General features: G+C 42.2%; 13 protein-coding genes. 5 read left to right on the top strand and 8 right to left on the bottom strand.

Features of this window, described 5'->3' with window-relative positions:
- The first annotated feature begins 4 nt into the window (after positions 1-4).
- Positions 5-943: a dipeptidase gene (locus AB4Y93_RS02840; RefSeq protein ID WP_441888736.1), complete on the top strand. Its 939-nt coding sequence runs from the start codon at positions 5-7 to the stop codon at positions 941-943.
- Positions 944-951: 8 nt separating this feature from the next.
- On the opposite strand, the gene AB4Y93_RS02835 is transcribed toward AB4Y93_RS02840, so the two are convergent.
- The 3 genes from AB4Y93_RS02835 to AB4Y93_RS02825 all read right to left on the bottom strand — a co-directional run bounded on the left by AB4Y93_RS02835 (position 952) and on the right by AB4Y93_RS02825 (position 4343).
- A complete protein-coding gene (locus AB4Y93_RS02835; protein ID WP_441888734.1) occupies positions 952-2064 on the bottom strand; it encodes a hypothetical protein in 1113 nt (370 codons plus the stop codon).
- A 78-nt stretch (positions 2065-2142) separates the two neighbouring features.
- Positions 2143-3852, bottom strand: coding sequence for a pyrroloquinoline quinone-dependent dehydrogenase (locus AB4Y93_RS02830; RefSeq protein ID WP_441888732.1), 1710 nt, complete (start codon positions 3850-3852; stop codon positions 2143-2145).
- Positions 3853-4085: 233 nt separating this feature from the next.
- Positions 4086-4343, bottom strand: a complete 258-nt coding sequence (locus AB4Y93_RS02825) for a hypothetical protein (RefSeq protein WP_441888730.1) — start codon at positions 4341-4343, stop codon at positions 4086-4088.
- A gap of 205 nt (positions 4344-4548) precedes the next feature.
- Here AB4Y93_RS02825 and AB4Y93_RS02820 point away from each other — a divergent pair, with 205 nt between their 5' ends.
- Together AB4Y93_RS02820 and AB4Y93_RS02815 are read left to right on the top strand one after the other, a co-directional pair.
- Positions 4549-4941, top strand: coding sequence for a cupredoxin domain-containing protein (locus AB4Y93_RS02820; protein WP_441888728.1), 393 nt, complete (start codon positions 4549-4551; stop codon positions 4939-4941).
- 443 nt (positions 4942-5384) lie between these two features.
- Positions 5385-6359 (top strand): tRNA dihydrouridine synthase, encoded by a 975-nt coding sequence (locus tag AB4Y93_RS02815; protein WP_441888727.1) that lies wholly within the window; start codon positions 5385-5387, stop codon positions 6357-6359.
- Positions 6360-7028: 669 nt separating this feature from the next.
- On the opposite strand, the gene AB4Y93_RS02810 is transcribed toward AB4Y93_RS02815, so the two are convergent.
- The 4 genes from AB4Y93_RS02810 to AB4Y93_RS02795 all read right to left on the bottom strand — a co-directional run bounded on the left by AB4Y93_RS02810 (position 7029) and on the right by AB4Y93_RS02795 (position 10521).
- On the bottom strand, positions 7029-7454 hold the full coding sequence (locus tag AB4Y93_RS02810; protein WP_441888726.1) for a hypothetical protein: 426 nt from the start codon (positions 7452-7454) through the stop codon (positions 7029-7031).
- Between the two features lie 481 nt (positions 7455-7935).
- A complete protein-coding gene (locus AB4Y93_RS02805; RefSeq protein ID WP_441888725.1) occupies positions 7936-8838 on the bottom strand; it encodes a DNA-primase RepB domain-containing protein in 903 nt (300 codons plus the stop codon).
- 161 nt (positions 8839-8999) lie between these two features.
- Positions 9000-9446, bottom strand: coding sequence for a hypothetical protein (locus AB4Y93_RS02800; protein ID WP_441888723.1), 447 nt, complete (start codon positions 9444-9446; stop codon positions 9000-9002).
- Positions 9447-9603: 157 nt separating this feature from the next.
- Positions 9604-10521 (bottom strand): ketopantoate reductase family protein, encoded by a 918-nt coding sequence (locus tag AB4Y93_RS02795; RefSeq protein WP_441888721.1) that lies wholly within the window; start codon positions 10519-10521, stop codon positions 9604-9606.
- 148 nt (positions 10522-10669) lie between these two features.
- Between AB4Y93_RS02795 and AB4Y93_RS02790 the strand changes: the two genes are divergently transcribed.
- Entirely contained in the window at positions 10670-11221 is a 552-nt protein-coding gene (locus AB4Y93_RS02790; protein ID WP_441888719.1) for a TetR/AcrR family transcriptional regulator, read from the top strand.
- Positions 11222-11438: 217 nt separating this feature from the next.
- Here the strand turns inward: AB4Y93_RS02790 and AB4Y93_RS02785 are convergent, their stop codons facing one another.
- The gene (locus AB4Y93_RS02785; RefSeq protein ID WP_441888717.1) at positions 11439-11879 is read right to left on the bottom strand and encodes a hypothetical protein; all 441 of its coding nucleotides are present in this window, start codon (positions 11877-11879) and stop codon (positions 11439-11441) included.
- A 70-nt stretch (positions 11880-11949) separates the two neighbouring features.
- On the opposite strand from AB4Y93_RS02785, the gene AB4Y93_RS02780 reads away from it, so the two are divergent.
- Positions 11950-12540, top strand: a complete 591-nt coding sequence (locus AB4Y93_RS02780; RefSeq protein WP_441888715.1) for an amino acid permease — start codon at positions 11950-11952, stop codon at positions 12538-12540.
- Positions 12541-12605 lie beyond the last annotated feature (65 nt).

Below are 12605 nucleotides of genomic sequence, written 5' to 3'. Positions count from 1 at the left end.
ATAGTTGAAAATATTTGATGCGCACTGTGACGTTCTCAGCAAACTGCTGGTTAATCCTGGGCTTGATTTTGTCAGTGGCCAGGCAGGTCTGGACGTTACACTCGAAAGGATGCTCTCATCAGGCATCGGTGTTCAAAATTTTGCCGTATATTTGCCAGAGCGATGGTCTGGTGAGTTTAGGTATGTCTTGGAAAGCATTGACTTGTTCCATGAACGTATTCTCGCCCTTCCGCAAATGCGGTTTATACGTACCAAATCGGAGCTGCGGCACGCTTGGAGTGAAGATCGAATCGGGGCATTGCTGTCTCTCGAAGGTGTAGATGCTCTCCATGGGAACCTCACATATCTCCGAATTCTTTATCATCTCGGCGTAAGGACTGTCGGTATAACCTGGAACCGTGCCAACTGGGCAGCGGACGGTATATTGGAACCAAGAAAAGGCGGATTTACTGCGGCGGGTATGGAACTGATTAAGGAATGCAACCGTCTGGGGTTGATCATAGATGTCTCACATCTATCCGAGAAAGGCTTCTGGGAACTTATCGAAGCGTCCCGTGCTCCCGTTATCGCTTCCCACTCCAATGCAAGTGCGATTAGCCCTCGCTTAAGAAATCTGACGGACGATCAAATTAGCTCTCTCGTACAGACTGGAGGCGTCATGGGAATCACATTTGTTCCCCCATTCGTGAGCCCGGAACAAACGGTCTCGATCGATCAAATTCTGCATCATATCGACCACGTATGCTCGTTAGGCGGGAAGCACAATATCGGTTTCGGTTCCGATTTCGACGGCATTCAGGAATGGATTGTCGGTTTGGAGCACGCGGGACACTACGAACAGTTAGTTAATCTTCTATTGAAACATTATCGGGAGGAAGATGTAGAACTCTTCGTATACGTCAACTGGTACCGATTCTATATGGAACATTTGCCAGACGATTAACCATTTGATCAGGATGCACTGGCATCCACTCTCGGGTCATTATGGTTCGGATGTACAAAATCGATGGGCAGCTCGTCTCCTGCCTTCAGGATCTTTTCCTGCTCGAAGAACTTTGTCAGTCTCGTCTGGAAAAAGAACGGATGTTTATCCCATACATCCTTTGGCACCGTCACAACGAACCGTCCATGCTGGTCGGGTATCGTCAAGGTATACGGAGTCCCGGGGGGCACGTCAATACCGGCCAGCAGGCCGGTGTACGTTGCTCCCTTCGTGGTCGTGCAGACAAGCATAGGAGGTTTGTCATCTATCACCAATCCTTCCCTAGGGAGACGAATGTTAATGCTCACACTGGTATTCCGAGGAAGGATAAACACCTTGCCATCAGGCAGTACATATCGCCGTGTACCAACTATTACAGTAAGGTTGGTACCCTCGTCTTCCGGCCAGTAATACATCTCGTATTTGCCATCCCTATTGGTGGGAGTAGACTTGGCAAAGCCTTCGCCTCTTTCCCGATCGATCCATACGATAGCGTCTTTAATTGGATGGCCATCGGCATCCGCCACTTGACCCGAAATCCGATACTTGTCTGCTTGGAAGTATGAAATCTTATCCCCGGTCTCGCTTACAATCCGAGCATGTACTTTGACCTTGTTTGGGTCAGTATCGGATGGTTCCACTTTCGTTACATCAATAGGATGGTAAACACTGATCGAGGAAGATGTCGATAAGATGGCATCTTCTTCTTTGTTCCCGACAGGCTTTTCATCGACCTTAGCCCCCTGAAGTGACGTAACTTGAATGAGCATGTTGGCGATCAGGCTTCGGTCTACTAGCAGCTCGAAAGAGCCGTCCTGGCCAGTACGTATGTTTCTTCCTTGGGTACCGGATTGCAGGAGGGCATTCACGACGGGACGATCGCCCAAAGTCAGCTTACCTTTGACTGCGGTCAAGTGGGAACCGTCACTTCTCCATGCCTTGACGACAAATGCATTCTGATCAAGCTCCATTCGAGCTTGATCGTCATTTGTATAAGCGTACGCGTCCGAACGTAAATCGATCAAGCACAACGTTACGACAGCCATGAGCATGCACAATAATATTTTGGTCATTCTTTTCATATAAGTAATCTCCTATTGAGGAGGCGGTCAAGCCATGGAGCTGCGCCTCCTGACTTGACCGCCAAAGTTTAATCTCCGTTATTGCGCGGAATGTCCCCCGCCCGTTTCGGCATGGCCAGCCTTACCTTGCGTCTTATCGCCTCCAAGCCCAAATACATGAACTTTCGGCTTCGTTCCGCCCGTTGTAAAGACCATATATTCTTTGTTGTCTACTGTGAAGATTGATGGAGCGGCCTGCACGTTATCACCGGAAGTTTGGAACGTCCAAATCACCTTGCCTGCCTTAATATCGAGTGCATTGATCTTGCCGTCCAACTCGCCGAAGAATGCAATTCCCGAATCTGTGCTCGTTAAGCCTCCACGTTGTTGATCCGTTGTTTTAATTTGGTAAGCTTGCTTGCCGGTATCCACGTTGATCGCTGTAACTGTTCCATATCCCTTGACGTTTGGTACTGCTTCATACGAGGTGCCGAATGCCGCCGCACCAGGAAAGTCCGGAGTCCCAGCTTCTGCTTCGGACTTCGCTGATTTGTATAGGGAAGGCTCTTCAATACCCGGTATCAAGACATAATTCGTCGCGGGATCGTAGGATTCAGGCGCGTAATTTTCTCCGCCGAGCACTCCAGGATAACTGATCGTGCCTTCTGGCGTTACTTCCTTTTTATCGATCTTGGCGAAAGGTATACCATTCCATACGTCATCTCCCGTAGCGGCATCCCAGGCGAACCATAATCCGGATTTGCCCCCTTGTACAACCAGTTTCTTCTTCTCACCCTTTACCGTGGCGTTGATGATCATCGGTGATGCAGCAGCGTCGTAATCCCACATATCATGACTTACTTCCTGCTTAGCCCAGATGAGCTTTCCGGTTAACGCGTTAACTGCCACGACCGAGTCGGTGTTCGGATTATCTCCTGGGCGGTTAGCTCCGTAGAAATCCGGAGCCGGATTTCCCGTCGCGAAGTACATCATATCGGTTTCTTCATCAATTGCAACGGGATCCCACACTGCTCCTCCTCCTTGAAACTTGCTGTTCGCTAGCCAATCTTGGCCCTTAGGCGGTACCGTCCAGAATGGGGAATCCCATGCCGGCGTCAAATCGCTTGCCTTGAACGCAGCTACGAAACCTCGAATGCCGTTGTCGCTTCCACTACTGCCGATATAGACATTGCCTTTGTAGTATTGTGGAGCTGTTGTCTCATAGTATCCGTTCTCAATCGTTACCCCGTCAATATAGTCGGAAAGCTTGATCATTTTCACAAGCTCGCCGGTCTTCTGATCCAAACAGACCAGGGAATTATCGACCGCAAGCATAAATACTTTACCCTCACCTACGGCTACACCGCGATTTGCTATGATCCCTGCTTTCGAGAAACCTGCTGCTTGCTCAGCTGCCGGTTTCCAATGCCAGATGGTATTCCCTGTTAATGCATCTAACGCGAATACCTGGTTGCCTGCTGTTGTTATGTAGATGACACCGTCAATTACAACCGGATACGATTGATTTCCGTTTTTGACATCCGGGTCAAGCGTCTTCAGGTCCGCGGACCAGATGACGCCGAGATCCTTGACATTGTCAGCGGTGATTTCCTTGAACGGAACATGGCGGTTATTGGCAAGTGTATACCCATAGGACCCCCAATTCTCGAATGATTTCCCGGCGCTGGTTTCAGAAGGTGATTCCGAGGGAGTAGTGTTGTTCGTATTATTATTGTTGTTCCCGGAACAAGCGGTAAGAACAAGCAATAATGCCAACGCCGCTCCGCTCTTGGCATTCATATTTTTCATGGTTGTAACCTCCAAGTATGTGTATGTGTGATTACGTGATTGATTCTTAGGAATATCCTGATTCACGCAATCCTCAGTAGTTATGGTATTTCCTAATTGAAGTAAATTATGTAAAGGAACAAATAGAGGTAGATAGGGCTGTACTTTGGCATAATTGCTTACAACAAAAAGAAGGTCTCTCCATATTTCGAGAGACCTTCTTTGAAATGACTTCTTGTGAGGGATAAGGAGAATTAGCTGCTGCCCTTCTCTGATCGCAGTTCATAAGTTGGTGCGTTCTTGGTCATTAGATCGACAACAGGTTCCTTTTCCTTCTGTGCGTCATAGAACTTCCCTAGCCTCCAACCGATTCCAATATTCACTACTGCCATCGCCGCAAATAATACAACGTCTCCCCATGGCTCTGGAAGCAATAGATCTGCCAAGAGCCAACCACCGGTTACGGAGATCCCCATCAATACGCCTTTTACTTGCGATTTCATTCTAGCCATCGTACACCCTCCTCTTGAGAAAGCCTTATCAATCACCTAACCTAGAGCAGGCAGATATATAGATTCCTTTACTCGGATCTTATGTTGAGGACAAGAGCAATTATGCCGTGAATTTATCACAGGAAATGAGAGGAAAGTCATCCGGAATATTTCTGACCAATAACGGACATAATTGTGACGAATAACTACTAGGAGGAATCTGCTCGTGAAAATAAAATCTGTAACATTATGTATTTTTGTGCTATTGACGCTAATCGCACTTAGCGCATGCTCCAACTCGAATAATAATAATCAGAATTCCCCTGAAACCTCTCCAGCGCCGGCTAGCGGAGGAGCTACGAAGGAGATCACATTGAATGCAGTAGACTGGCAGTTCAGCGAACCCGATATCAAAGTTAATGTAGGTGATACGTTAAAACTTACCTTACATAACGAAAAAGGTGTACATGGGTTACAGAGTGATGATCTTGGGGTTGATATTAAGGATGGCGAAACAGCGACGATTAAGTTAGACAAAGCTGGGACCTATGAATTTCATTGTAGTGTCCAGTGCGGACAAGGACATGACAATATGGTAGGGACGATTACTGTCCAATAATTAATCTTAATATAAAATGGCAGTTGATTCTCACATCAACTGCCATTTTCTTGCGTCAACTTTATGTTTGTTACAGGTTTTTCCTCATTCCTAGTTTGTATTTCTCTCAATCCTTCGAATTTCGTCTTGAACAAAATAGCTTCCACTTTTGATCTCACTTCATCCTTAAATTTCGTGTTGTATTTAAATGAATATTCATCCCAGGTATCACTTCATTGTCGGCAATGAAGCTGCCGATATTGTGCCGGCAGCTTCGTCCTGGTTGCTTAATTGAACTAACGTTCCCTGTTAGCCATACATGCAGCGCAAGATCAGCGCTGCACCACAGAGGATGAAAATGTTTAGTTCTGTGCATTAAACGAAAAAAAATGATACTATGTATGATGGGTAAAGGACTTTACAATAGCCTAATCATTTTAAATGCTGCAAAAGAAGGAGATTATATGAGTAACGAAAATTTTTGGCTTGATTTACCGAAGCCATTTTTTATATTAGCTCCAATGGAAGATGTCACAGATGTTGTATTTCGTCACGTCGTTAGTACAGCTGCAAAACCCGACGTATTTTTCACAGAATTCACAAGTACAGATAGTTATTGTAACCCTGTAGGTATAGAAAGTACTCGTGGTCGGTTAACGTTCACAGAAGATGAGCAACCGATCGTCGCTCATCTTTGGGGCAATAAGCCAGCATTGTTTGAGCAGATGAGTATTGATATGAAAAAGCTTGGTTTTCGTGGTATCGATTTAAACATGGGATGCCCTGTACAAAACGTCGCATCCAATGGAAAAGGTGCTGGATTAATACGACATCCTGAAGTTGCGGCAGAAATTATTCAAGCAGCCAAAGCAGGTGGATTACCAGTTAGTGTTAAAACAAGATTGGGTTACTCTGAGGTTGATGAGTGGCGCGGTTGGTTAACACATATATTGAAACAAGATATTGCAAATCTTTCCATTCATCTTCGTACAAAAAAAGAAATGAGCAAAGTAGAAGCACACTGGGAACTAATCCCTGAAATAAAAAAATTACGCGATGAAATTGCTCCAAACACGCTATTAACGATTAATGGAGATATTCCTGACCGCGCAACAGGATTGAAATTAGTGGAACAATATGGCGTTGATGGTGTTATGATTGGCCGCGGTATATTCACCAATCCATTTGCTTTTGAAAAAGAACCTAAAGAACATAGTGCGAAGGATTTTCTCCATCTACTTCTTTTACAGTTGGATCTTCACGATAAATATTCAACAGAAATCCTGCCACGTTCATTTAAACCGCTTCTTCGTTTTTTCAAAATCTATGTTCGTGGTTTTAGAGGCGCAAACGAACTAAGAATTCAATTAATGGAAACCAAATCAACTGATGAAGTTCGTCGTTTAGTCAATGCTGTTTTAGCTCAAGAATTGGATTGAAGTATCCCTTCCAGAATCCAAACATTTAGATTTTACGCCGAATAGTTTGCGAAATTAATACGACTTCATCAAAAAAATGAGAGACCTCTCAAAAGTTCAATGAACTCTTGAAAGGTCTCTCATTTTTGCACTACGTGGTCAAATGTCGTCCGACAATACATAAATGCTTTCTCATCTAGTTTAGCTATTCAACTCCCTCGGTTCCCCGATAGTTGAATTGAACTTTGGCGTAGATAGAGCTTTTACCAGGTTGAACTAAAGTTTCCCGTTAGCGTAAGAACTTATATAAGGAAAATTTTCTGGATAGCCCTATAACTGAAATTATTATAAATGCCAATCCAATAAATAAAAATAATCCCCATGATTCGTAAGCCATCATTCGCATAAGTTCCCAAGTGTTCGAAGGGCCGGAGTTCGGTCCATCACTAAATGGATAGGCATAGAAAAGCGGAATAGAAGAAATATATAGAACTAACACTCCAATCACTAGAAAGAATAAATACGTAATATTCCTCATCAACGGAATCACCTCTTTATCCACTTAATCACAACCAATCATTCAACATAATTGCCCTTTACTTTTTTTTCAATGGTACTATGTTTTTGTCACCCGACAGCCATTTTGTTGTTCCATCGATGGCATCCCATCCTGGTGCCTAGTCTTCCTGTTTAGATGCCCAAATTACCATCCGTCACTTCCACTTGTCCGAACGCTTCCACTACCTTAACTAGTTGACTGTAAAACTGATCGTCCCCACCAACTATTTTGTAATAGATATTGTTCAATATCAGATCATCTTTAGCAAAACCGATCGTTAGATCACCGTTAATTTTACCCGAATATAAATAACCAGCGTACGGCTCAGGTGTCTTCACCTGTTTGTAGCTTTTTGATTTTATTAGCCTTAGAAACCCATCGATCTTTGTTTTTTCTTCCGTCCTATACAGGTAGCCATTACCGCCATCGCGAAACTCAACTTTATTAATGGTGTTTCCGTTCATTAAGGTATCGAACGTCTTAATTTCAGTCTTTTGGCACGCAGTTACAAGTACGAGAAACAATAACAATATCACTGATTTTCCAATTCGTATCACAAGTGTATGCCCCCCTTAATCCATATCGATTTGTATTATTAAAATTTCTTGACATTTATACGACGTTTTTGATTATAGGTTTGTTGCTCTAAACTGCCCATAACGTAACAAAGCTGCCGATTGCTCAACGGCAGCTTTATCAGTCTGGTTTTCAACTACATTGCCAGTATGGTTAACGCTTCCATTAGTATTCCCTGATACTTTCGACTTGCTTAAGGCGATCAAATTGCTCTGTCCGGAATCTTCTCCCCTCTACTTTACCGAGATCGGCCGGAGAAATAAAGTTGCATTTGTCATGGTTACTGGCGGCTCATGCAACCGTAGACCGTGTAATTAAGCTGGGGCTTATTGAATCTCCGAGGACGGCAACTCCCGGTACTTCTTCAGACTTCTAACGGTGATCTACCGGAGAGGATTACTAAACTTGTTAAACTATGCATGTAACCCTGGCTGCAAGAGCTAGGGAAGGACTATCAATTCCTCATGAGGCATGCCGAACATGTAGCTTGCGGCGCTTAGGCCTGAGTTTCGCTGTGACTAAAGGTTTTAATTCCAGCAATTCAATAAGCTCCTCTTGCGTGAACGGCTTTTCCCTACCCCATTGTTTGACCTTGACCATATAGGGGCTATCGGGATTTTTCAAATGGTAAAACCCTGGTATACGCATTACTCTTGATAGGTTTGTGATCATCGGATCGGAATCGAAGGTTTGTGCTAATGCTTTTTGAATAGGAACGAATTTGCTTATGTCTCCGCCTTGCATGATCCAATAGATGTGATAACCGTTTTTCGTTTCCACGATCATCGTATCTTTGATGCGGTCTCCATGTTTGATTATAAATTGTTTTTTCAACTCGGCTACTCTCTGTTTTGTCCGCTGAGCTAAAAGGTGATATTGACCTTTTTTATTTTGTGTAATTGTAATGGATTGAATCCGTTCTGAAGGGTTGGAGAGGATGGAGTCGATCTTCTGCTGGACCTGATCTTTCGTTTTGAGAAGTGCTGAAATTTTGTTTAAGTCGACATCGATGAACTGTGCTCTTATGGCTTTGAACGGGCTATCCTTCGTCGTTTCCCGGCAGTTAATCTCCATAAACACGGCATAGCCTTTTTTATTTAGCCTCGAAACATTTACGAGCTTGTTTCTCCTTGAAAAAAGCTTAATTTGAGGAACTAGCCTTTCTAAGGTATGAAAAGGCTTATGCAAGGTTATTGCGGGAAGCTCGGTAGCGAAGCTAAAGCCTCTGTTTTTGTTTTTAGCGTCATAGATTAATAAGAAATGCAATTGATCGCTTGGCTTGCAGCCAAGCTTTTCAATAAACCGGTATGCGTGACTAGAATATAACTGCACAGGTTTGAAAACCTTCGCTCGGCTTTGCGTCATTAAACCACATCTCCTTATAAACTCACGTAACCTGGGAGGTTCTTATCTAAATAATCATATTCTGACAAGATGTTATTAGTGTAAAATGCCGTACCCATTTTTCTGCTTTTCTTCCCCGACATGACAAATGCGCCCAATTATAGGCGCATTTTTATAACATGTTATAACGTAATTGAAATAAGGTCACGATCCAGAACGATGTTACCATCTTGCGGTACATCCCCAGCCACTCCGAAATGGTTAACAATAACATTTGAAGTAGCTGAAAGGATGACAACTACTTCATAGTGATCGTTGACACCAGCGAGATTTGTATTGAAAAATCTAAGGGAATTGGCTGGTATAGTAACGGTGTTGTTACCAATTCTTACTGGTGAATTGGTATCCCAATTAAAGACCATAACGGTTGCGGTTATCGGCGAAGATCTCCGATTCATGACTTCGGTATGGGCAAATGTTGTACTCGGATTTTTTTTGAGAACACCTGTGCTTCTAACAGTACCCGAAGTGGTCTTTTTCACCCGAACTTGCTTTTTTAACTGAGTGTTCAATTTTTTCTTCATCGCGCTAGTCCTTACTACTCTCTTAGCTGATGTTTTAATTTTCACTATATCATCTCCTATATTAGGGAATAATATAGTATATATAAAATTGATAGATTTGTTTGTGCGGTATTACTAGTAGATAAGCACTTTTAATAGAATTGACGTGCGCATAATCATGAGTCTGAGTGGCGGCAGCTTCATCAGTTTAGCTATTTAACTATCATTTCCCGTTCGATTTGACATCATTTTGACTTAAAAATTCCATTAAATCATTTCTCAGCTGCACAATCTCATTGTTAGCATTATTCGCATAATCCGGTAACATCATATCCCTAACCATTTTAGTTCGTAGCCATGTCATAAAGAAAAGATCTAAAAACAAGTTTGGAAATTTAAGCGCCATTTTAAGCATTGGTGGATCAATTGAAACGCCAGCTTTTTGTATTGCCCTCAGATACGCTTTTAAAGTGACTGTTATTTTGCGTGCCGTCTTTCTGGTTGTGGCTGTTTTTTTGTCAATAATATTATTCTCAGAATACAGAATGCTCAACATGGCAATGTCTGATACCGAATGTGTGATTAGATACGCTTGCATATCCTTTCTAATAACGTAGGGAAGCTTTGCAGTTTTAAATAATTTTGCGAGGTTTTCTATGCGTTCTGTCACTACACCATTAATTTCTCCAAATGCAGTTGCCGCTAAAAACTTTGGTAGAAATCGAGCATGCAATACTCCATCTTTAATCTGTCCGCCGAAGCCAGGAAAAGCTGGTAAAAGTCTATCCCCTACGATATCCAGCCATGAAGAAAATCCAATTGAATTACTAGTCATCGTAACTATATTTTTGCTTTGATTATCTTTTAGCGCTAACAATGCTGATTCGGACCGATCATAACGAACGGTAACGAAAATAAAATCGTATACATCGTCATTTTCGAGCGTATCAATGACATTCACTTGTATCGATCTAACTGTACCTTTTTCTTTATATTGCAGGCCATTTTCTCTTAATGATTTAAATTTATTGGATTGTGCAAACAGGCTAACGTCAAACCCTGCTTCAATAAGCTTAATTGCGTACATGCTCCCGATGACACCTGCACCAAAAATTAAAATTCTATCTTGTTTTGCTGACATTAAAACCACCCCTACTTATTAACATTCCCTTTTGATTATCAGACAACATGTTGTATGATGTGATCATAAATCTTTATTATTCCTTGATCAACCATCAGTTTTTTATTATTTGTCGGATGATATTCTTATTCGCTAGCAGGAGGGAAACATGAAAAAGCAACCCCAAATAACGGGGAAAACAAGACAAAAGTTTATAGAAGTTTTTTGTGAGTTATATAGCCAAAAGCCAATTGAGAAAATTTCGGTTCAGGAAATTGCGAATAAGTCAGGATTTAACCGCAGCACCTTTTATCAATACTTTACTGACATTTACGAATTGTTAGACTCTGTTGAAAATGACTTATTGAATGACCTAAAAAAAGAATTGGCGAATAAAGAGCTATCGATGCATACGGTTCAAGATACGTTCTATTGTCTGGATAAAAGAGAACATCTCCTGGTTCTAAATGCCCTTTTGGGTGATTATGGAAGTATCCATTTTTTAAAACGCTTAAAAAAAGAAATCAATTTGGATCAATTAGAATTAAACGTTCCGAAAAACCATTCCTTAACGCCATACTTAATTGAGTTTTACCTGACAACTTCCCTTTCTTTATTTCGTCTTTGGATCCAGCGTCAAAAGGATTTATCGTCAGAAGAGTTTTTCAAGTTAGTGGAGAACCTATATTCAAGAGGGATTACGCCCTATTTTAAAGAATGAGTCTGTCATTCAAACCAAATCTATATATTGTATAACAATAAAAAAGTGCGCATAAGCTTGGATTTATAAATTTATACTGCTCTAAGTATATCTAACTAAATTTCCCCTCTATCTTATAACTCGCAGTCATTAGAACTTTATCTAGTAATATTCATTGAAAAAAAAATCATGGGTAACTCAGAAGAGTTGTTCCATGATATCTATAACCACGTTTATATTATTTGAATGATTCTGACAGGATTGATTCTAGATTACGCGCTGGACGTCCAGACAGTTTCTCAATATCCCCCGTCACGATATCGAAGTCCCCATTAGAGAAGTTTTGTTGAATGCTTACAATTGCTGTAATGACAGCTGTCGGAAGTCCTGCTTGCTCGAGTTGTCCTTGCAGCGTCTCAAGCGGCAGTGTAAAGAATATCAACGGTTTTCCACTGGTTTTTGCAATGAGCTCTGCACGCTCCGCACCTGTAAAGCTTTCTGGTCCAGTTCCTGTGTAGATTGCTCCATCATGACCTTCATTGACCAACATTCCAGCTGCAGCAGCAGCTAAATCTTCACGCGAGACAAAGCTGACCTTGTTTTCGCTAAGACCTGTAAGCACACCATGTGCTAATGACATTTGTGCTTCATTAATAAGTGCCTCCGCGTAGTAACTCATGCGTAGGATGGTTCGACTACTTTGTTAGTGAGCAGTATCTCATGCGTACTGCACCAAAGTGGAGCATTGAGTGGAACATCTATTTGCGGTTATTAAGCTTGCTGCAATTGTAATATTCGTCATAATTGCTGTGTTATCTCTAATGGGAATCTTCGGTATAGGCAAACATGAGCCGAAGTGCCCGCTGCCATTATTCCCGCAAGGTATTAAGGAAAGCTGGGCCAGCATGATCTATGCCTTTTACTCTTTTGTGGGAATTGAGGTTATGGGGTTATTGGCGATTCGGCTCAAGGATCCTAAGGAAGCACCCAAGTCCGGTCGAGTCATGATCAGCACTCTGACTGCTCTGTATATTGTATCGATTACCCTAGCACTTAGTCTCGCACCTTGGACTTCAATTGGGAAAAAGGAAAGTCCCTTCGTCTCGTCTTTGGAAGGCTACGGGATTGTTTTCGTCCCTCATTTATTTAATGTTGCTTTCATAATAGCTGGTTTCTCAACGATGATTGCTTCATTATTTGCTGTTACAAAAATTCTTGTCACTTTAGCTAAGGATGGAAATGCCCCTTCTTTGTTCTCCAAGGCCAGTAAAGGCAAACGCAGTATGCCTTACTTTGCCTTACTTTGTTTCATTCAACTAGTAGGCCCGGTTTTTACATAAGCATAGGATTTCTGGCCTTGATTGGGAGCCTAACAGTATTTATGTCGCATAAATGGAAGAGCTCT

It is taken from the genome of Paenibacillus sp. YAF4_2 (assembly GCF_052113225.1).
Taxonomy (GTDB): Bacteria; Bacillota; Bacilli; order Paenibacillales; family Paenibacillaceae; genus Pristimantibacillus.
The sequence above is the reverse complement of the archived record's forward strand: the minus strand, read 5'-3'. Positions and strand labels throughout refer to the sequence as shown.